Annotated in this window: 13 protein-coding genes and 1 other RNA gene; 12 read left to right on the top strand and 2 right to left on the bottom strand. The window is 60.5% G+C overall.

Features of this window, described 5'->3' with window-relative positions:
* Positions 1-283 precede the first annotated feature (283 nt).
* Positions 284-380, bottom strand: an RNA gene (gene ffs / locus HMPREF2971_RS05580) — signal recognition particle sRNA small type.
* Between the two features lie 228 nt (positions 381-608).
* On the opposite strand from ffs, the gene HMPREF2971_RS05575 reads away from it, so the two are divergent.
* From HMPREF2971_RS05575 to purL, 7 genes are all read left to right on the top strand, one after another.
* A complete protein-coding gene (locus tag HMPREF2971_RS05575) occupies positions 609-3,416 on the top strand; it encodes a DNA polymerase III subunit gamma and tau (RefSeq protein WP_070691830.1) in 2,808 nt (935 codons plus the stop codon).
* A 190-nt stretch (positions 3,417-3,606) separates the two neighbouring features.
* Positions 3,607-4,755 carry a recombination mediator RecR gene (gene recR / locus HMPREF2971_RS05570; protein ID WP_070691828.1) on the top strand — a complete coding sequence of 383 codons (1,149 nt, stop codon included), beginning with the start codon at positions 3,607-3,609 and terminating at the stop codon, positions 4,753-4,755.
* Between the two features lie 192 nt (positions 4,756-4,947).
* Positions 4,948-6,243, top strand: a complete 1,296-nt coding sequence (locus HMPREF2971_RS05565; protein WP_049333969.1) for an aspartate kinase — start codon at positions 4,948-4,950, stop codon at positions 6,241-6,243.
* Positions 6,244-6,368: 125 nt separating this feature from the next.
* The gene (locus HMPREF2971_RS05560) at positions 6,369-7,319 is read left to right on the top strand and encodes a 3-methyladenine DNA glycosylase (protein ID WP_070691826.1); all 951 of its coding nucleotides are present in this window, start codon (positions 6,369-6,371) and stop codon (positions 7,317-7,319) included.
* Between the two features lie 122 nt (positions 7,320-7,441).
* Positions 7,442-7,693, top strand: a complete 252-nt coding sequence (purS, locus tag HMPREF2971_RS05555) for a phosphoribosylformylglycinamidine synthase subunit PurS (RefSeq protein WP_005507194.1) — start codon at positions 7,442-7,444, stop codon at positions 7,691-7,693.
* Between the two features lie 5 nt (positions 7,694-7,698).
* A complete protein-coding gene (gene purQ / locus HMPREF2971_RS05550) occupies positions 7,699-8,511 on the top strand; it encodes a phosphoribosylformylglycinamidine synthase subunit PurQ (protein ID WP_070691825.1) in 813 nt (270 codons plus the stop codon).
* Positions 8,512-8,536: 25 nt separating this feature from the next.
* Complete coding sequence (gene purL, locus HMPREF2971_RS05545) at positions 8,537-10,855, top strand: phosphoribosylformylglycinamidine synthase subunit PurL (protein ID WP_070691823.1); 2,319 nt, start codon at positions 8,537-8,539, stop codon at positions 10,853-10,855.
* A 139-nt stretch (positions 10,856-10,994) separates the two neighbouring features.
* On the opposite strand, the gene HMPREF2971_RS05540 is transcribed toward purL, so the two are convergent.
* Positions 10,995-11,657: a biliverdin-producing heme oxygenase gene (locus HMPREF2971_RS05540; RefSeq protein ID WP_049360377.1), complete on the bottom strand. Its 663-nt coding sequence runs from the start codon at positions 11,655-11,657 to the stop codon at positions 10,995-10,997.
* A 236-nt stretch (positions 11,658-11,893) separates the two neighbouring features.
* Here HMPREF2971_RS05540 and HMPREF2971_RS05535 point away from each other — a divergent pair, with 236 nt between their 5' ends.
* The 5 genes from HMPREF2971_RS05535 to HMPREF2971_RS05515 all read left to right on the top strand — a co-directional run bounded on the left by HMPREF2971_RS05535 (position 11,894) and on the right by HMPREF2971_RS05515 (position 20,247).
* Positions 11,894-14,254, top strand: coding sequence for an HtaA domain-containing protein (locus tag HMPREF2971_RS05535; protein WP_070691820.1), 2,361 nt, complete (start codon positions 11,894-11,896; stop codon positions 14,252-14,254).
* A gap of 183 nt (positions 14,255-14,437) precedes the next feature.
* Entirely contained in the window at positions 14,438-15,601 is a 1,164-nt protein-coding gene (locus tag HMPREF2971_RS05530) for a heme/hemin ABC transporter substrate-binding protein (protein ID WP_049361834.1), read from the top strand.
* Positions 15,601-16,680 carry a FecCD family ABC transporter permease gene (locus tag HMPREF2971_RS05525; RefSeq protein ID WP_049340275.1) on the top strand — a complete coding sequence of 360 codons (1,080 nt, stop codon included), beginning with the start codon at positions 15,601-15,603 and terminating at the stop codon, positions 16,678-16,680. The genes HMPREF2971_RS05530 and HMPREF2971_RS05525 overlap by 1 nt, the downstream gene beginning before the upstream one ends.
* Entirely contained in the window at positions 16,677-17,447 is a 771-nt protein-coding gene (locus tag HMPREF2971_RS05520) for a heme ABC transporter ATP-binding protein (protein WP_070599151.1), read from the top strand. The genes HMPREF2971_RS05525 and HMPREF2971_RS05520 overlap by 4 nt, the downstream gene beginning before the upstream one ends.
* Before the next feature lie 241 nt (positions 17,448-17,688).
* Positions 17,689-20,247 carry an HAD-IC family P-type ATPase gene (locus tag HMPREF2971_RS05515; RefSeq protein ID WP_070691817.1) on the top strand — a complete coding sequence of 853 codons (2,559 nt, stop codon included), beginning with the start codon at positions 17,689-17,691 and terminating at the stop codon, positions 20,245-20,247.
* Positions 20,248-20,735 lie beyond the last annotated feature (488 nt).

The following is a 20,735-nucleotide window of genomic DNA, read 5'->3' as shown; positions in this document are numbered from 1 at the left end:
GCATGAAAAAACCTCCTACGCAACCGCTGAGGATTCGGATTCTGAGCGAGCGAAGAATCAATCCGGATCCGAAGCCGCGGAGCGCCAGCGGAGCGGGCACGCAGTGCATATGACGGGTGCGGACTATCCAGGTGCCTAATTTTGGGCATGAAAAAACCTCCTACGCAACCGCTGAAACCCAGGATTCCGAGCGAGCGAGGATATAAATCCTGGGTTGAAGCCGTCGAACGACAGTGAGACGGGTATGACGGGCGTGAACTACCCAGGTGCCTGATTTTGGGCATAGAAAAACCCCTTACGCACCCGTCATAGCTCGAATACCCTTGCTACCTTCCGGTCCTGGGGGAGTTTTCCAAGATAACGCCACGTAAGAGGCAAGAACCAGTGTACCGGATTTTTGGGTTCTTGGGAATTCGGTGTGTTCGCGGTATTTCTGTGGGCGTACATGCCGCCCGGGTGAGCGCCCGGGTGAGTGTCCATAGTAGGTGTCGCGGTGGCGGTGGTGCGGTGGCGTGTTCACCGGTGACTGTCGGCCACTCGGGCCGAGAGTAAAGCGTCTAAAATGGTAGGGATTGTCCTATCCGCACCCCCGAGTTGAAGAGGTTGCCGTGAGCACTGCCCTTTATCGTCGTTATCGCCCCGAAACCTTTGCTGAGGTTATCGGGCAGGAGCACGTGACCGAACCTCTTATGGTCGCCTTGGAGAAGAACCGTGTGAATCACGCGTACCTGTTTTCGGGTCCGCGTGGTTGCGGTAAGACCACGTCGGCGCGTATTTTGGCGCGTTGCTTGAACTGCGCGCAGGGTCCGACTCCTACTCCGTGTGGTGTGTGCGATTCGTGCCGTGAGCTCTCGCGTGATGGTGGCGGTTCCCTTGACGTGATTGAGATGGACGCGGCGAGCCACGGCGGTGTGGATCATGCCCGTGATTTGCGTGAGCGCGCTACTTTGGCGCCGGTGCGTGACCGTTACAAGATCTTCATTATTGATGAGGCGCATATGGTGACCCGTGAGGGTTTCAATGCGCTGCTGAAGATTGTGGAGGAGCCGCCGGAGCACGTGAAGTTTATCTTCGCGACGACTGAGCCGAATAAGGTGCTGGGTACGATTCGTTCGCGCACTCACCATTACCCGTTCCGTCTGGTTCCGCCGGAGGTTCTTCTGCCGTTCCTGCAGGGCCTGTGCGATCAGGAGCAGGTGGCTGTGGAGCCGGGTGTGCTGCAGCTGGTGATTCGTGCTGGCGGCGGTTCGGTGCGTGATTCGCTGTCGATTCTTGATCAGCTGATGGCTGGTGCGTCTTCGCAGAGCGGTATTGAGTATGACCGTGCGGTGGCGCTGCTGGGTTATACCCACGCGCAGCTTCTGGATGAGGTCATTGAGGCGTTGGGTGCGAAGGATGCGCCGACTCTCTTTGGCGCGGTGTCGCGTGTGGTGGCGACCGGTCAGGATCCTCGCCGTTTTGTGGAGGATCTGCTGGAGCGTCTGCGTGATTTGATTGTGGTGAAGGCTGTTCCGCAGGCTGCCGGCCAGATTTTGCAGGGTGTTCCGCAGGATCAGTTGGAGCGCCTGGGCCAGCAGGCTCAGGCTCTGGGTGAGCGTGAGCTGACGGTTGCTGCGGGTACGGTCAATGAGACTCTGAATGGTATGACGGGTGCGGCGAATCCGCAGCTTCAGCTGGAGTTGCTGTGTGCTCGTCTGCTTCTGCCTGCGGCGGAGGGTTCTGCCGGTGGCGCTGAGGTTGCGGCGTTGGCTTCTCGCCTGCAGGTTTTGGAGCGCCGCGTGGCTTCTGGTACTGCTGGTTCCTCGGGTTCCGCTGGTTCTGCCCCGGCGCAGGGCGGCATGTCTGCGGCTCGTGCGGCGGGTATGGCGGCGGCTGGTCTAATGCCTAAGACCCAGGCACCTAAGACTCCGGTTACTGAAGCTCAGGTACCTAGTGCACAGGCTCCTAGCGCCCCGGTTCAGGAGACAGCTCAGCCCGCGCAGCAGGTAGCCCCTCAGCGGGGCGGCTCTCAGCAGGCTAGCGCGGGTGCTCCCCCGCTGGCAGGTGCGCCCCTTAGTGCTGCACCTCTGGCACCGACCGCGCAGGAGTCCGCACCTGCGGCTGGTGCTCCCCTAGCGGGTAACGCCCCGGCGACACCGGATACCCCCGCTTCTTCTGTAGCTGATGCCGCTGCGGCGGGTGCCCCCTCCGCGCCTCTGAAGCTTGACCCGAACGATCCCCTGGCGGCGGTTCAGGGTAATTGGCGCGCCATTCTTAACCGAATGAGCGTTCCCGGTGCGGCGGAGCAGCTGATGAAGGTTCGCCCCGCCCGCATGGACGGCGCAACCCTGTACGTGAGCGCCGACATTGCGACTTTGCGCGCGGTCAAGGGCTTTGTGCCCGAGCTGACCGCCCGCGTGAGTGAGTTTCTGCGCCGTCAGGTGACCATTCACGCTCAGGTGGCGAAGCCCGGTGAGCAGGTCAAGCCCGCAGCTCAGCCTGCTGCTCAGCCCGCAGCGCCCAGTGCGCCCACAGCGCAGCCTGCAGTTCCTGCGACTGTTGCCCCGCAGGTGCCTCAGCAGCCCGTTCAGCAGACTCCCCCGCAGCCCGCTCAGCCGGCGCCTCTGGCTGATGGTCCGCGCGGCGGTGAGGATGCGTGGCGTCGCCACGGTCAGCCGCTGACCGGCGCAAACACCCCCGAGTCTACGAGCGTGGATGCGCCCCTGGGTGCGTGGGAGGTTGCCCCGATTCCGCAGAGCGCCCCCGAGGAGGCACCTCAGCAGGCTGCCCAGGCGGCAGTGCAGGCACCGGTTCAGGAAGCCCCGGCGGGCCCGCTTGCGCCTGAGCCCCCGGTTGCTCCGGTAGCTCAGCAGGTTCCGGTTGCTCCGGCGGGCGGTTTTGGTGAGCGTGATTCCTTTGCGGCCTCCGGTAGTGGAGTTCCGCAGCAGGAGAGCGCTACTGAACCCCAGCATGTACAAGAGCCCCCGTTCTCGCAGGAGCCCCCTCACATGGAGGAACCTCCGTATGAGGAGGAGCCCCCTTTTGAGGATGAGCCTGCCTACGCTGAACCGGTTGAGGCACCCACCGCGCCCGCAATGCCTGCTCAGCCTGTAGCACCGGCAGGTCCGCTTGCTAATCCGGTTGAGCCTGCTGGTCCGTTGGCAGAGACACCGCAGGCAGCACCGGCTGATACTGCTCCGGCAAGCGATGAGAAGCCCGCAGCGCAGGCTTCTAACGCAACCCCAGCACCGACTCCTAGCACACCGACTCCGAGCACGTCGGCGGCACCGGCTCGCCAGGCACGCACCGCATCCGATGAAGACTACGTCTCTGAGGATGATGAGAAGGTCGAAAACAGCACCTTCATCGGTCTGCGCGCTATCGAAAAAATTATTGGTGGCACCGTCATTGACGAACGCCCCCTGCACCAGCCCTAACCCGGGGTCGTAGGTGCCGCGCCCGCCATCGCACCGATGGCGGGCGCACTCATTCCAGCCGCATACTCGCTACGCGAAACGCCCCTAAACTGTCAGGGGTTGGGTGCATACTCATAACGTCGCCCAAGAACAGCACACCAGCACAAGAACAACACACCAGCACAACACACCGCATTTGTAAGGAGAAGCCATGTACGAGGGAGCAGTTCAAAACCTCATTGATGAGCTCGGCCGCCTGCCGGGTGTGGGCCCCAAGTCGGCTCAGCGCATCGCTTTTCACATTCTGAATGCGGATGCTGCCGATATGGCGCGCCTAGCCAACGCCATTTCCACGGTGAAGACCAGCGTGAGCTTCTGCGAGGAGTGCGGTAACGTCTCCGAGACGAAGCTGTGCACAATCTGTCGTGATGAGCGCCGCGACCCGTCCGTGCTGTGTGTGGTCGAAGAATCGAAGGACGTGGTGGCGATTGAGCGCACCCGTTCCTTTACCGGCCGCTACCATGTGCTCGGCGGCGCTATTAACCCGCTGGCGGGTGTGGGCCCGGAGCAGCTGCGTATTCGTGAGCTAGTGTCCCGCCTGGCGGATGAGCGTATCCAAGAGATTATTCTGGCGATGGACCCGAATCTTGAGGGTGAGGCGACCGCAACCTACCTCTCGCGCATGCTCGTGCCACTGGGTGTGCGTCTGTCGCGTCTCGCGTCGGGTCTACCGGTCGGTGGCGACCTGGAGTACGCGGACGAGATTACCCTGGGCCGCGCGCTGGAGGGCCGCCGCGTCATTAGCGAGGGCACGGCGGTGGCTCATACTGCCGCCGAGGATTTTGAGCGCGTGAACCGTGAGGAGGAGCAGGAGCGTGAGCAGGCGGCTCAGGTTCAGGCTCAGGAGGCGAAGCAGAGTCGTCGCCGCTGGAATTCGAGCATGTTTGATGACCTGGAGGCACCGGGTACTCCCGCCGGTGAGGCTCCCGCGCCCGCCGGCGTGCAGGCCACGGTAGATGAGCAGCTCATCGAACGGGTCCTGCAGGACGGCGGGGAGGCTTCGGCCGCCGTAGACGGCGAGGCTGAGGCCCCCGAGGCCGAACCCGCCGCCAAGGAACCCGCAGCGGAGAACGCCGAAACACCCGAAAACCCTGAGACGTCCGAAAGCCCCGAGGACCCCACCGTTTCCCAGGGCTCCGTTGCCTCCGAGAACCCCGAAGAGCCCGAGGAGGCTCACGAGGTGTTCCGCAGCGCCGACTACGAGGAGCGCATCCGCTCGATTCAGAACGCCCCGTTACGCACCCCGAAGCCGGACGTTCCGCCGCTGCCGGGCGTGACTTACGTGAACCCGTGGACCTAGCCTTCCACCACTAGTACGTGCGCGGTAGGGTTCGCGCTCCCGGGCCCGCCACGACCCGCGTAACATTCGGTAATATTCCACAAGTCAATACACACGGCTGGTAAGTTAGCCGCCCGGCCTGAACGCCGTCTACTATAGGTGAGGAGCCGGCGCTCTGCCGGCGGCACAGATATAACAGACCTGGAGAATTCTATGAGCCTGATCGTCCAAAAGTTCGGCGGTTCCTCCGTAGCGGATGCGGAGGGCGTCAAGCGCGTAGCCCGCCGCGTCGTGGACACTCAGAAGGCAGGTAACGATGTGGTCGTCGTGGTGTCCGCTATGGGCGACACCACCGATGAGCTACTCGACCTTGCCGCAGAGGTCACCAGCAATGTCGTTCCCTCGCGTGAGCTGGACATGCTGCTGACCGCCGGTGAACGCATTTCGACCGCCGTCCTGTCGATGGCCATTAACGACCTGGGCGCTAAGGCGCAGTCCTTCACCGGTTCGCAGGCTGGCATGATTACCGACGGCGTGCACGGTTCGGCGCGCCTCGTGGAGGTTCGCCCCGATCGCATCCGTGAGTCCGTCGAGGCCGGAAATATCGCGATTGTGGCCGGTTTCCAGGGCATGAACCGTCAGAGTGGCGACATTACGACCCTGGGCCGCGGCGGTTCCGATACGACCGCCGTTGCGCTGGCCGCCGCGCTGAACGCCGATGTGTGCGAGATTTACTCGGACGTGGACGGCGTGTTCACCGCCGACCCGCGCATCGTGCCGACCGCGCACAAGCTGGATACCATCACCAGCGAGGAGATGCTGGAGATGGCGGCGAACGGTGCAAAGATTCTGCACCTGCGTAGCGTCGAGTATGCTCGTCGTTTTAACTTGAAGCTTCACGTGCGTTCTTCGTTCTCGGACCTTGAAGGCACTATCGTGGTTCCGGAGGAGTCCGCGGAACTGACCCCCATTCATCTGAAGGAGATTCCCTTGGAGCAGCCCTTGATTTCCGGTGTCGCGCACGATCGCACCCGCGCAAAGATTACCGTTGTTGGCGTTCCGGACGTTCCCGGTTCGGCCGCTAAGGTGTTCGGCCTGATTAACGAGGCGAAGGTGAACCTGGACATGATCGTTCAGAACGTTCCCACCGACCGCCCCGGCGTGACCGATATTTCCTTCACCCTGAACCAGGCACAGGGCCCCACCGCGCTGAAGGCGCTGGAGGATGCCAAGGCCGAGCTGGGCTTCCAGGAGGTTATCTACAACGAGTCGGTCGGCAAGCTGTCGCTGGTTGGCGCGGGCATGAAGACCAACCCCGGCGTTTCGTTCACCTTCTTCGAGGCTCTGTCCTCGGCGGGCGTGAACATCGACATGATTTCGACCTCTGAGATTCGTATTTCGGTGATTACCGAGCTGAGCAAGCTGGATGAGGCCGTTCGCGCGGTGCATACCGCGTTCGGTCTGGACACCGAGGGCGAGGCTACCGTGTACGGTGGCACCGGCCGCTAGGGTTGAGAGGGTTAGCTCGTTCGCGAGCTGTACGCTTCGGTAAGGGGCGGCGCCGGTTTGATCCGGCGCCGCCCCTCCCTTTTGTCTGTGTATTTGTGGGCGTGCGGGTGCTCTACCCTAGAAGCATGAGTAGTGTTGTGTTTTCTCAGGTGATGGATGCCCGTCAATGGCGTGCCGCCGCGGCCGCCCACGAGGTGCGCGCCGGCCGCTACGCCGACCCCTTTGCACAGCGTCGCGCCCTCCACGAGGTGCACCCCGTGGAGGATTTCCTCTTCACCTACTACACGCTCAAGCCCGGCCAGTTCAAGCGCTGGCACCCTGGCGCCGGCGTCATTCTGCTGGACGCCCCCGAGCGCGCCTCCTGGCGCTTCTACCGACCCGCCACCGAGCAGGAACTCCTAGAGGCCGGATGCGCCCCCGAGCAGGCGCGCGCTCAGGCGGAGGCGGCCTCCGCCGTCACCGTGGACGTCACCGACTTCGTGGAGCGCCGCGCCACCGCCCTCGCCTTCACCCACGAGATTCTGCGCAATACGGCCGCGAAGAAGGGCCAGTTCGGTTGCTTCGGCATGCACGAGTGGGCGATGGCGTACAAGTCGGTGGAGAACAATATTCGCCACGACTACCTACAGCTGCGCCTGGGTGCGGAGGGCACGGACCGCGTGGTGGAGGAGCACCGCATCCGCTGCTCGCACTTTGATGCGTTCCGTTTCTTCATGCCGCAGGCGGCACCGTTGAACGAGCTGCAGCCGACCCGCGAGACGCAGCGCGTCCTGGAACAGCCCGCGTGCCTGCACGCGAATATGGACGTGTACAAGTGGGCGTACAAGCTGCTACCTCTGGTTGATTCAACCCTGGTCATGGATTGTTTCGACCTGGCGTGGGATGCGCGCGAGCTGGACATGCGCGCCGCCCCCTACGATATTCGCGACTGGGGGTACGAGCCGATTCCGGTGGAGACGATCGAGGGCAAGGCTGAATACGTACGCATTCAGCGTGAGCTGTCGGAGCGTTCCATTGGGCTACGTGAGCGCCTGCTTGCGGTGTGCGAGCGCTATCTTCCGCCCCTCGAGGCGTAAAAGACGTGATTCGAGCCTCTTAGGGTATCCACCAACCGAACGCATACCCCCGTTACGGTCGTTAGTACGGTAAGATGAGATACGGCTCATACAGAACCCACGCACCCAAGGAGTGCCCACACATGGCCCGTATTGTTGTTGATGTTATGCTCAAGCCCGAAATTCTTGACCCGCAGGGTAAGGCTATTTCTCACGAGCTGCCCCGTATCGGCGTTGATTCCTTCGTTGATGTTCGCCAGGGTAAGCGCTTCGAGCTGACCGTCGAGGGTGAGGCAACCGAGGAGCACCTCGCAGCTGCCCGCAAGGCTGCTGAAGAGTTGCTCTCGAACCCCGTCATCGAAGACGTTGTGAACGTTTCGGTTCTGGAGGACTAAGACTTATGGCTGAGTCCCTCGCACCTACTGAAGTCCCCCTGGTTGGCGACTTCTCTAGCTACTCCCCGAACCCCACTTTCGCTGATGCACGCGTTGGCGTGGTGACTTTCCCCGGCACCCTGGATGACCGTGACGCTGCGCGTGCTGTCCGTCTGGCTGGCGGTACCGTCGTTGAGCTGTGGCACGACGACGCTGATTTGAAGAACGTTGATGCCGTCATTATTCCTGGCGGTTTCTCCTACGGTGACTACCTGCGTGCTGGCGCTATTGCTGCGAAGGCTCCTGTGATGCGTTCGGTGATTGATGCCGCTAACGCTGCTGGTACCTCCGGTTCTGCTCCCCTGCCTGTTCTGGGTATTTGCAATGGTTTCCAGATTCTGACTGAGTCTCACCTGCTGCCCGGTTCGATGATTAAGAACGATCACCGCAAGTTCATTTGCCGTGACCAGATTCTGCGCATTGAGAATAACTCCACCTCCTGGACGAGCAACTACGCTGCTGGCCAGGAGATTGTCGTCCCCCTGAAGAACCAGGACGGTCAGTACGTTGCTGATCCGAAGACTCTGGAGGCGCTGGAGGCTGAGGGCCGCGTGGTGTTCCGCTACGTTGGTTTCAACCCGAACGGTTCCCGTAACGACATTGCTGGTATCAGCAATGAGCGCGGTAACGTGGTCGGTCTGATGCCGCACCCGGAGCACGCTGTGGAGCCTGGCTTCGGTCCTTCCTCTTCCGGTTTTGGTGAGGTTTCTCTGCGCGGTGGCGCCGATGGTCTCGGCGTGTTCACCTCCGTTCTTGCCAACCTGATTAACGCCCGCTAACGCACGACAAGGATTCTAAGAAGTTATGAGCGAAAAGCAGTTTAACCTCGACACCGTCGAGCACGCGGCGGCAACCCCGGACACTGAACTCCCCTGGGCTGAACTGGGTCTGAAGGAGAACGAGTTCGAGGATATTAAGGAGATTCTTGGTCGCCGTCCTACCGCGGCTGAGCTGGCAATGTACTCGGTCATGTGGTCCGAGCACTGCTCCTACAAGTCTTCTAAGGTTCATCTGAAGCAGTTCGGTGCGAAGGTCACCGATGAGATGAAGAAGGACCTGATGGTCGGTATCGGTGAGAACGCCGGTGTGACCGATATTGGTGACGGCTGGGCTGTTACCTTCAAGATTGAGTCCCACAACCACCCCTCGTACGTGGAGCCCTACCAGGGTGCAGCTACCGGTGTGGGCGGTATTGTGCGTGACATTATTTCGATGGGTGCACGCCCGATTGCTGTGATGGATCCGCTGCGTTTCGGTGCGATTGATCACCCGGACACCGCCCGCGTTATTGGTGGCGTGGTTGCCGGTATTGGTGGTTACGGTAACTCCCTGGGCCTGCCGAACATCGGCGGCGAGGTCGAGTTCGACTCCTGCTACCAGGCAAACCCGCTGGTCAACGCACTGGCTGTGGGCATTATGCGCCACGAGGACATCCGCCTGGCGAACGCATCGGGTGTGGGCAACAAGGTTGTCCTCTTCGGTGCACGCACCGGTGGCGACGGCATCGGCGGTGCATCGGTGCTGGCTTCGGAGTCCTTCGATGACACCAAGCCCTCGAAGCGTCCTGCCGTTCAGGTGGGCGACCCCTTCGCTGAGAAGGTTCTGATTGAGTGCTGCCTGGAGCTGTTCAAGGGCTCCGTGGTTGAGGGTATTCAGGACCTGGGTGCTGCGGGTATTTCCTGCGCAACCAGCGAGCTGGCTTCTAACGGTGAGGGCGGCATGCACGTCGACCTGACCAAGGTTCTGCTGCGTGACCCCACCCTGACCCCGGGCGAGATTCTGATGTCTGAGTCTCAGGAACGCATGATGGCTGTTGTCTCCCCCGAGAACGTAGAGCGCTTCGAAGCGATCATGAACAAGTGGGGCGTGGAGTACTCCTTCCTCGGTGAGGTCACCAACTCTGGCCGCCTGGTCATCGAGTGGGACGGCGAGGTCATCGTGGATGTTGACCCCCGCACCGTCGCGCACGACGGCCCGACCTACGAGCGTCCCTACGCACGCCCCAAGTGGCAGGATGACGTTCAGGCTAACCACTTCACCGGTTCGGCTGCTGACGACTCCCGCCCGCGTGGCAAGGAGCTGGGCGAGGCAATCAAGGCGTTCATGGCGTCCCCGAACATGTGCTCCAAGTCCTGGATCACTAACCAGTACGACCGCTACGTTCAGGGCAACACCGCCCTGTCCATGCCGGACGACGGCGGCGTGGTGCGCGTGGACGAGAACACCAACCTCGGTGTTGCTCTGGCGACCGACGCCTCCCCGCGTTTCACCTACCTGGATCCGTACGAGGGTGCTCGCGCATCCTTGGCTGAGGCGTACCGTAACGTTGCTACCGTTGGTGCACGCCCCGTGGCTGTGTCTGACTGCCTGAACTTCGGTTCTCCCGAGGATCCGGACGTCATGTGGCAGTTCGCTGAGGCCGTTCGCGGTCTGGCCGATGGCTGCATGGAGCTGGGTGTTCCGGTGACCGGCGGTAACGTGTCCCTGTACAACCAGACCGGTGGCAAGGCTATTAACCCAACCCCCGTGGTGGCAATGATGGGCGTGATGGATGACGTCACCCGCCGCACCCCCTCGGGTTGGGCTCCTGAGCACGACGGTCAGGCGATTTACCTGCTGGGTACCACCCGCGATGAGCTGGACGGCTCCGAGTGGGCTCGCTTCAAGGGTCACCTGGGCGGTCAGCCGCCGAAGGTTGATCTGGCTCTGGAGCGTCAGCTGGGTGACATGCTGGTGAACATGTCTCGTGACGGCATGATTGATGCCGCTCACGACGTGTCTGCCGGTGGTCTGGCTGCTGCTCTGTCGGAGGCTTGCCTGCGTTTCAACATCGGTGCCCGCATCGGCCTGGGTGAGGTTGCTGAGCGTGACGGCGTGGACCTGTTCACCCTGCTGTTCTCGGAGTCCCTGGGCCGTGTTGTGGTTTCGGTTCCGCGTTCTGAGGAGGTGCGCTTCAAGGATATGTGCACCGCTCGCCAGTTCCCCTTCGCACGTATTGGTGTGGTGGATGCTGCGTCGAACGCTCTGGACTTCCAGGATGAGGTTTCCATTGACCTGGATGAGCTGCGTGCAGCTCACGAGGGTACTCTCGCTTCTTACTTCGGTGAGGTTGCGAAGGGCTAGTCTTCGACTAGTTTGAGACTAACGCCGAAAGGGGCGGATGCTTGTGAAAGCATCCGCCCCTTTTGTTATGCCCGCTGGCTTGTGCGTTGAGCGGTGAGAGGTTGTGCGTTGAGGCGTTCTGTTTATGCGCGTTCTGGGTTTATGCCTCGGCGACCTTGCGGCCCAGCTGCGCGAACAGGGAGGCGTTAATGCGGAAGCCTTCGATGCATTCTTCGATGAGGGCTTCGCGCTGTTCGTCGGTCAGGGGTGCGTTGTCAAGCAGTTCGCGGTAGCCGTCCTTGAAGACCTTGGGCTTGGGCAGTTCGGTGAAGCGGTACATGCTCAGTGCTTCGGCGGGGATGCCGTAGTGGCGGTTAACGAGTGCTGCGACTGCCTGGCCGCCGGAGAGGTCGCCGAGGTAGCGCAGGTAGTGGTGTGCGAGGTAGCGTTCGGGGGAGTTGACGGTGGCGCGGATGCGCTCTACATACTCTGCGGTTGCGGGCAGGGGCGCGTCGATGTCGCCGTCCTGGCCGAGTGCGCGGATGTCTGCGCGGATGTATTCTGCGCGGTCGAGGCCGGGGTGGGTGAAGGGGTCGGTGATGGGGTTGGGTTCTGCGCGGTAGTGTTCGGAGACCGCTTCGAGTGCTTCGTAGATGTGCACGTACTGGTTGATGAGGCGCAGGTATGCCTCGGTGTTGAGGGAGCCGCCCATGAGATCTTCCATGAAGGTGGAGTGTTCGGCGTTGTCGTGGACGTGCTTGGTGCTTTCCTTCAGGCGTGCGGAGAAGCGTTCCTGGGTGGTTTCGGGGGCGGTAATAGTCATGGTGGGGTTCCTAAATTTGCTTGTGGGTGGACTATAAAGGTTTTAATGACACTGTGTCACCAAACTGTTAATGACATATTGTCACCAAAAACCGGTTTTGGCAATAGCCCCCACAAAAAATTTGCTAAGGTAAACCTTATGAGTAAGTCACCCTAGGCATTAAGTTACACAAACATAGGCTAATAGGTCTAGACTTGATACGAACACCACAATCACAAAATTCAAGGAGACACCGAATGTCTACCCCCTCTCTCACCAAGCGCACCTGGGCGTTCTTGGCTTCGGCAACCATCGGCCTCAGCGGCGTCGCCGGCGTACCCGCAGCCTTCGCAGCTGAAACCAACTCCCACATCAGCGCCGGTGAGGTTGCCGCAGCCTCAGAGCAGAGCCTGCAGGACGTCACCGTCAACTGGGGCCTGAAGAAGTCCTTCCGCTCCTACATCAACGGCCCCTTCTCCCAGGGCTCCCAGAAGCTGACCGGCGTCACCACCAACGAAGACGGCTCCTACCACTTCACCGCCGCCGAAGGCACCGTAGCCAACGGCGAATACTCGGTCACCTTCACCGGCTCCTCGATCCACTACACCGCTCACCACGGTCTGCTGGAAGTCATCATCTCCGACCTCTCCGTCACCATTAAGGACGGCGTGGGCACCGTGCGCGCCAACGTTCAGTCGCGCCCCTACAACGGCAACACCACCCCGAACGACCTGGTCGAAACCAAGAACATGACCCTCGGCACTTTCAACGCCTCCGGTCTGAAGGTTGAGGGTAACACCATCACCCTGCCCAGCGTTGACGAAGAAAACGGCACCCGCGTCAAGCTCTCCGAAGAGGCAACCGGCGCCTTCGCCGGCTTCTACAAGGCAGGTCAGGAGCTGGATGCACTCGGCTTCTCCGCAACCATCGTGACCAAGGAAGCACCCGCGCCGAGCCCTGAGCCCAGCACTGAACCCAGCGCCGAGCCGAGTGCTGCGCCGACCGCAGAGCCCAGTAGCGAGCCCTCCTCCGCACCGACCAGCGAGGCACCCAAGCCCGCCGAGCCCACTTCTGCAGCACCGAGCGCAGCTCCCACCTCCGCGGCCCCCTCCTCCCCCGCCGCAACCACCGAGCCCAAGCGTGAAGAAAAGGTCACCGGCAACGTCGTCGAGTCCGGCACTCTCAGCTGGGATATCCGCGAGTCCTTCCTGAAGTACCTGACCGGCTTCGCGCACGGCTCCGTGAACGTTGAGGGCATGGAGAAGACCGCAGCTGGCGGCTTCAAGTACACTCAGGCATCCGGCGTGTACAACCCCGAGACCAAGACCGGTCAGATCAACTTCGCGGGCACCGCAGAGTTCACCGGCCACAACGGTCAGCTCAAGAGCACCATCAAAAACATGCGCCTGGTCGTCGTCAACGGCAAGGGCACCCTGGTCGCTGATGTTGACGCACTGACCCGCGACGGCAAGTCCGTTTCTAAGACCGGCCTGGCTATCGCCGAGGTGGACCTCTCCGGCGCGAGCGTGAAGGACGGCGTTTTCTCCGCACAGAACGCAGCAGTCGCGCTCACCGCTGAAGGTTCCGAGGTGCTCTTCGCGGGCCAGTACCGCGGTGCCGACAACGCTATGGCACCGCTGAGCTTCTCCGTAAAGCTCAGCGAGCAGACCGCGGAGAACACCGTTGAGGTTCCCCGCGTCTCTGAGAGCAAGTCCTCCGATAACAAGGGTTCTGAGAACGGCTCTTCCGATAACAGCTCCTCGAACTCCTCCGGTAACTCCGGCGCTAACGGCTCCGGTTCTAACGGTTCGGCAGGCACCTCCGGCAGCGTCTCTAACGGCGGTTCTTCCTCGAACGGCTCTGTCAGCAACAACCCGGCACAGCCGGTCTGCGTACCCGTCACCCGCACCCGCGAGGTGCAGGAGCAGGGCGCGTCCGACGGCACCATTAAGAGCGCAAACCTTGGCTGGGGCGTGCGTGATTCCTTCCGCAACTACGTGCGCGGCGGCATCGCGAACGGTAGCTGGGAGCTGAACGGCACCTCCTACTCTTCGGATGCGTTCAACTGGTCTAACGGTACCGGCACTTTCAAGGGCGGTAAGGGTTCCATCTCCTTCAGCGGTTCGGTTCGTTTCACCGGTCACCACGGCATTCTGGACACCACCATTGCGAACCCGCGCCTTGAGATTAACGGCAATTCCGGCACTCTCTACGCAACCATGAACAGCAATGACCCCTCCGGCAAGGCAACTAACTACGGTGAGGTGGCACTGCTGAAGGTGGATCTTTCGGGTCTGCAGAGCTCCTCTGACGCTGTGAGCGTCAACGGTGCGGCAACCACCCTGACCGCTGAGGGCGCGAAGGCGTTCGCTGGCTTCTACGATGCCGGTAAGGACATGGCTCCGCTGAGTTTCTCCGCGGCGATTAACGGCGCGAAGACCACCACCAAGACCGTGTCCGAGACCGTCTACGAGGGTGAGGGTTGCGACCCGGTCACCGGCAAGCCTCTGGCTTCCACCGGCGCCTCCGGTGTTGAGGGCACCCTAGTTGCAGGCTTCATCGCTGTTGCAGCCGGCGCGGGTACCGTCGTGTACACTCGCCGCCGCAAGAAGGCATAACGGTACCTCACGAGGATGCCCACACTGTCGGCTCGCCCGTGAGACTCAACCATGAGGTTCACCGGTAAGCCGACACGGCCCGTGCGGGGGTGCAGATTTTCACTGCACCCCCGCTTCAGGTGCCAGGTTTTACCCCGGCGCCTACCCCAGTTTTTCTAACTCCCTTTTTTCTGTGAGACGACGATGTTTTCTTCCCTTTCTTCTTCTGCCCTGAACCGCCGCGATGCAATGAAGTATGCAGCGTTCTCCATCACTTCCGCTTTTCTGCTGAGCTCTTGCGGTGTGGGTACTCAGAACCCGGCCGCTTCTTCAAGCACTTCGCAGGCTGTGGTGGATGAGCAGAGCACCCGCACCGTTTTGGAGAACCTTGCCGATCAGCTGCGTTCTTCTATTGCCCCTGATCAGAAGGCTCTGCGCGGCCCCAATAGCGCCGCAGATACCCCCGAAATTCAGCCGATGGTCGATACCCCCACTCCGGCTTTCCCCGTGACGTTCAAGGACTTCAACGGCACCGAGGTGACCGTTAAGTCTGCTGACCGCGTGCTGGCACTGGACCTGTACGGCACTCTGGCTCAGCAGATGATTGCGCTGGGTCTGGGCGGTCGTCTGGTCGGTCGTGTCACCTCCTCGACGGAGCAGTCGCTGGCTCACCTGCCGCTGGTGACCCAGAACGGTCACGACCTGAACGCTGAGGCGATTCTGGCGACCTCCCCGGACCTGGTGCTGTGGGATAAGAGCAACGGCCCGATTGAGATTGTGGATCAGCTACGCGCAGCGGGCGTGACCGTGGTGGTCTTCGATCATGAGCGTCGTATGGATAAGATCATTCCGCAGCTCAAGGCTGTTGCGCAGGCGCTGGGTGTTCCGGAGGCGGGCGAGCAGGTTGCTGCCCGCGTGCAGAAGGACCTGGATTATGCCCTGCAGGTACTCAAGGACGTCGCCCCGAAGGGTGCACAGCAGGTGTCGTTCGCGTTCCTGTACGTGCGCGGTACCGCTGGCGTGTTCTTCGTGCTCGGCAAGGGTTCGGGCGCTGACGATTTGATTCAGGCTATTGGCGGCAAAGATGTGGCGTCTGAGCAGAACGCGACGAATATTATTCCGGCGACCAGTGAAGCGCTGGTGAAGCTGAACCCGGACGTCATTCTGACCATGAGCGGCGGCATTAAATCCACCGGCGGTTTGGATGGTTTCTTGGCTCGCCCGGGTGTGGGTGAGACGAATGCCGGTAAGAATAAGCGCATTATCGATATGGGTGACGGCCAGATTCTGTCCTATGGCCCGAATACTCCGGCAGTGTTGCTCTCGCTCGCTAAGGCTGCGTACTCCACTCCTGCGGGGGGCCAGTAGTGGCTGCCGTGAAGAGTGCGGCGGGTGCGCGGGATTATCGTGCTTCGCGTCGGCGTCGTGCCGGTCTGACGTTTACGTTTTTGGCGGTGGCACTGTGCGTTGTGATGGTGCTGTCTGCGGGTTTGGGTCAGTACAATATCCCGACTGATCAGGTGGTTGCTTCTGTGGGCCGCCGCCTGGGTCTTGCGCCGGAGAACCCGGCGATGCAGCTGGCGGATAGCACTCTGTGGAATATCCGTTTCCCGCGTGTGCTGTTGGGCGTGCTGGTGGGTGCCGCTTTGGGTACTTCCGGTGCGGTGATGCAGTCGGTGTTTGGTAACCCGTTGGCTGAGCCGGGCGTGATTGGTGTTTCCTCGGGTGCGGCGGTTGGCGCGTGTTTGTCGATTGTGTTGAACCTGCAGTTCTTCGGTATTTTCACGACTCCTGCATTCGCGTTTGTGGGTGCGTTGGCGGCTACTGCGCTGGTGTATTTCCTGTCGCGTTCTTCGGGTCGTGCGAAGGTCCTGTCGATGATTTTGACGGGTATTGCGGTGACCGCGGTGGCGAATGCGATTATTGCGTTCCTCATGTTCATTGCTGATACGACGAGCCGCGATCAGATTGTGTTCTGGCAGATGGGTTCGCTGAACGGCGCCACGTGGAAGGCTGTTGCGAGCGTGTGGCCGGTTATTCTGATTGGCTTGGTGGCGTGTTTTGTGATGGCTTCTTCGCTGGATGTTCTGGCGTTGGGTGAGCGTGCGGCGCAGCATTCGGGCGTGAACGTGGAGCGTCTGCGTGCGGTGTCTATTGCGGCGACGGCTTTGTTGACGGGTGCTGCGGTGGCGTATGCGGGCATTATTGCGTTTATTGGCCTGATTATTCCTCACCTGTTGCGCATGATTTTGGGTCCGTCGAATCGTGTGTTGTTGCCGGCTTCGGCATTGGGTGGCGCGCTGTTGATTGCGCTGTCTGATTTGGGTGCGCGTACGCTGGTGCCTTTTGCTGATTTGCCGATTGGTATTTTTACGGCTTTGGTGGGCGGCCCGACGTTCTTCGTGTTGTTGCGTCGTTCCCTGGGTCAGGGCGGAGGTGCTTCGTGAGTGAGTTGTTGAGCCTGTCCGGTGTGTGTTTTAACGCTGGTGGGCGTCAGATTTTGAATGACGTGTCTCTGTCGGTTGCTGCGGGCGAGGTTGTGTCGCTGATTGGTCCTAATGGTGCCGGTAAGTCGACTCTGTTGGGTGTGATTGCTGGTGATATTGCGCCCAGTGGCGGTGAGATTCTGTTGGATGGCGCCCCTCTGGGTTCGATTCCTGCCCGTCAGATGGCGCGTCAGCGTGCGATGCTGCTGCAGAAGTTGAATGTGGCGTTTTCGTACACGGTGTATGAGGTGGTTCAGATGGGCCGTACCCCGTGGAAGGGCACGGAGCGCGCTGAAGAGGATGACGCCGTGGTTGCTTCGATGATGGAGCGTACGTCGGTGACTCATTTGTCAGATCGCGATATTACGACTCTGTCCGGTGGTGAGAGCGGTCGTGCGCATTTGGCGCGTGTGTTTGCTCAGCAGACTCCGCTGATTCTTTTGGATGAGCCGACTGCGGCGTTGGATATTACGCATCAGGAGCAGACGTTGCGGGTGAGCCGTGAGTTGGCTGCTGAGGGTGCTGCGGTGTTGACGGTGCTTCATGACTTGGATGTTGCGGCTGCGTATTCTGACCGTATGGTGTTGTTGCGTGGTGGCGAGGTGGTTGCTTCGGGCGCCCCTGAGCAGGTGTGTTCGGCGGAGTTGTTGTCTGAGGTGTATCAGCATCCGATTGAGGTGTTGAGGCATCCGGTGACGAATCGTTTGTTGATTCTGCCAGAACGCTGAGTCTGCTGGCGCGCTGATTTTACGGGGCGTTAGCGAACCATCCCGCAAACACTTTCCACATCAAAATATGCCAGTATTCGCATATATTAAATCTCCGTTCTGGAATGACTGTAAATATCAGTTCATTACAGGGCGGAGATTATCTTTATCCCCTCCTGCACGGATACACTGAAAGGTAGTGTCCGCAATACTGAACTCTATTCAGTTCAGCATTCCATCCATTCGAGAAAGAGACCCCCGCATGGATCCTCAGCAGAAAACGGCAGCGCCTGCCGTTGCCGGCTACATTCCCGAATATTCTGAAACACCGCATAGCGGATCTTTCGATATTGCCCAGCACGGTTTGAGCAGCGATGATGTTGCTCGCCTGACTGCTGAAGGTAGGGTCAATACCCAGAATAATAAGTCTTCTCGCACGCTGTGGAGCATTATGCGTGCGCACCTGTTCACGGTCTTCAACTTTGTGTTGGGTGCCTGTGGTGCCGTGGTGATCATGTACCAGCGTTGGGCTGATCTGCTCTTCCTGGGGGCTGTTATCGCTAACGTGGTGATTGGTTTTGTGCAGGAGTACAAGGCGAAGCTTGAGCTGGACCGCATCTCCCTGCTGGACCGCTCCCCCGCTACTGCCGTGCGTGACGGTAAGAGCGTTGAGGTTCCGATGGAGCAGCTGGTTGAGGGTGACGTTGTCATCCTCAAGCGCGGCGATCAGGTTCCGGCGGATGCTGTTGTGCTCACCTCCGATTCTTTGGAGCTGGACGAGTCCCTGCTGACCGGTGAGAACGACCCGATTGCTAAGCGCCCCGGCGATATGGTGCTGTCGGCGTCGAGTGTGCTGGGTGGTACCGGCCGCGTCCTGCTCTCTCACGTGGGTGCGAATTCTCGTGCAAGCAAGATTTCTGATGAGGCGCGTCAGTTCTCGCGTATTCAGTCTGAGCTGCGTGATGCGTTGAACCGTGTGGTCCGCTGGATTACGGTGGGTCTTGCGGTCATTATTCCTGTGGTGCTGTGGGGGCAGATTCAGGCGGCTGGTGGCCTGGAGACCGTGCAGCAGAACCACCTGTGGGAGCAGGTTTCTATTGCTGTGGTGTCCTCGGTTGCTTCGATGATTCCGCAGGGTCTGGCGCTGATGACTACTCTGGCGTTTGCGGCGGCGGCTGTGGCGCTGGGTCGTAAGCACAACATCCTGGTGCAGGAGCAGCCTGCGGTTGAGGTTCTGGCTCGTGTGGATGTGGTCTGCTTCGATAAGACCGGCACCCTGACTGAGGGTGGCGTGATTTTTGATTCGGTGCGCCCGCTGGACACCGTTGCTGAGGCTGAGGGCCCGGATGCTGACTCGGCGGAGCACACTTCTTGGCGTGCTTCTCTGCCTGCCGGTTGGAATGAGGCGCTGGCGTGGTTTGGTCACGATGAGAACGCGAACCCGACCGCTGCGGCTCTGACCGGTGGCTTCCCGGATGCTTCCTCGGCGTCGGTAAGCGGTATTGTGCCGTTCTCGTCGGCTCTGCGTTTTAGCGCGATTGAGTTTAAGGATTCGGGTGCGTGGCTTCTGGGCGCTCCGGAGGCGCTTCTCGCCAAGGGTAGCGCTGAGCGTGAGCGTGCCGCTGAGCTGGCGGCACTGGGTCTGCGCACGATGGTTTTGGCGCATGCCTCTGCGGTGGTTCGCAATGAGAAGGATGAGCCGATCCAGAAGATCCCGTCGGATGCTGCCCCGGTTCTGTTCGTGATTTTCCGTGAGAATGTGCGTGCGGATGCGCCTGAAATTGTGGAGTATTTCCACCGTCAGGGTGTGACTCTGAAGGTCTTCTCGGGTGATAACCCGTTCACTGTGGCTGCGGCTGCGAAGACTGCGGGCATGGATACGTCTGCGGGTGCGGTTGATGCGTCGACTCTGCCTGAGGACGGTCCGGAGCTTGCTGAGGCTGCGGCTACTCACAATATTTTCGGTCGTGTGTCGCCCGAGCAGAAGAAGAACATGGTGATTGCCCTGAAGGAGCGCGGCCATGTGGTGGCGATGACCGGTGACGGCATTAATGACGCTCTGGCGCTTAAGCATGCAAGCTTGGGTATTGCGATGGGTAACGCTGCTCCGGCAACGAAGGCTGTTTCTCGCCTGGTTCTTCTGGACGGTAAGTTCTCGTCTCTGCCGGCTGCGTTGGAGCAGGGCCGTCAGGTCATTACGAACATTGAGATGGTGGCAAACCTGTTCTTGACGAAGACTGGTTTCGCGATTCTTCTGGGTGTTCTGTTCAGTATTTTCGGTTTGACCTTCCCGTTCTTGCCGCGTCAGTACTCGACTGCTGACTTCTTGATTGTGGGTGCGTCGTCCTTCGCGTTGACTCTGTTGCCGAATTCGCGCCGTTACGTGCCGGGCTTCTTGCGTCGCGTGCTGAATTACACGGTTCCGAACTCAATTATTGTGGTTGCGATGCTGTTGGCGGTGACGTTCACGGCTCGCGGCATGGGTGTTGAGGATATCCGTCAGGTTCAGACGGCTTCGTTCATCACCCTGGTGATGATGGGTCTGTGGAACTTGGCTGCGGTGGCTCGCCCGTTCAACCGTGCTCGTGTTCTGCTGTTTGGTGCGTTGCTTGCGGTGTTCTTCGCGGCGTTGTTCGTGCCGATTCTGGTGGAGTACCACCAGTTCGTTACTGTGCTTCCGCACCTGCTGTGGACGGCTCTGGGTGCCGGTGCTCTGGGTGCCGCGCTGATTGAGGTGAATGCGCATCGTAACCGCCGTTGGCAGAAGCGTAATTACCCTGAGCTGGAGGTTGCTCCGCTGAATTTCTTCCCGGCTAAGTAGTTAGTCGGAAGGTAGCTACTTCGGTAGCGTGTGGGCCCCGTATCCTGTGGATGCGGGGCCCTTCCACGTCTTCATGAGCGCCGTCTTCGAAAGCACCCGGTCCGGGGCGTATCTGGGCGTACCGGAGGGCTCTGGAACCCTGCCCGAGCCCTACCCGAACTCTGCTGGAGTCCAGCCGGGAGGCGCCCCGCAATCAGTGTCGAGAGCGTGTCTCAGCTATTCTCAGCTATCACTTGGGTGAAACATTTAACAGCTTCTGATAGCTTTTGCCTCTCACCTTGCTCTTAACCTGGGAAAACCCTTAGAGTTACAGGGAACTATTTGTGAAGGGAAACCTTCTTCAGGGTTGTTACTGGTTTGGCAGGCAAGACCTGAGTTACTCAACACCGTATGGGACGGCAGCATATATCTGCCGAGAATCCCCTCTATTTGCTGTACCGAAGCTCCATAGTGGGCACGAGTGTAGTGCTTCCGGTGGTCGAGAGACT

The organism is Rothia sp. HMSC066G07 (assembly GCF_001814485.1).
In the GTDB taxonomy this organism is placed as follows: domain Bacteria; phylum Actinomycetota; class Actinomycetes; order Actinomycetales; family Micrococcaceae; genus Rothia.
Note: the sequence above shows the minus strand (reverse complement) of the source record. Positions and strands in the feature narration are given on the sequence as shown.

Bases quoted from the DNA above. Each gene is read 5' to 3' on its own strand.
- recR (WP_070691828.1), top strand. From the start codon at position 3,607: ATGTACGAGGGAGCAGTTCAAAACCTCATTGATGAGCTCGGCCGCCTG.
- HMPREF2971_RS05565 (WP_049333969.1), top strand. From the start codon at position 4,948: ATGAGCCTGATCGTCCAAAAGTTCGGCGGTTCCTCCGTAGCGGATGCG.
- HMPREF2971_RS05560 (WP_070691826.1), top strand. From the start codon at position 6,369: ATGAGTAGTGTTGTGTTTTCTCAGGTGATGGATGCCCGTCAATGGCGT.
- purS (WP_005507194.1), top strand. From the start codon at position 7,442: ATGGCCCGTATTGTTGTTGATGTTATGCTCAAGCCCGAAATTCTTGAC.
- purQ (WP_070691825.1), top strand. From the start codon at position 7,699: ATGGCTGAGTCCCTCGCACCTACTGAAGTCCCCCTGGTTGGCGACTTC.
- purL (WP_070691823.1), top strand. From the start codon at position 8,537: ATGAGCGAAAAGCAGTTTAACCTCGACACCGTCGAGCACGCGGCGGCA.
- HMPREF2971_RS05540 (WP_049360377.1), bottom strand. From the start codon at position 11,657: ATGACTATTACCGCCCCCGAAACCACCCAGGAACGCTTCTCCGCACGC.
- HMPREF2971_RS05535 (WP_070691820.1), top strand. From the start codon at position 11,894: ATGTCTACCCCCTCTCTCACCAAGCGCACCTGGGCGTTCTTGGCTTCG.
- HMPREF2971_RS05530 (WP_049361834.1), top strand. From the start codon at position 14,438: ATGTTTTCTTCCCTTTCTTCTTCTGCCCTGAACCGCCGCGATGCAATG.
- HMPREF2971_RS05515 (WP_070691817.1), top strand. From the start codon at position 17,689: ATGGATCCTCAGCAGAAAACGGCAGCGCCTGCCGTTGCCGGCTACATT.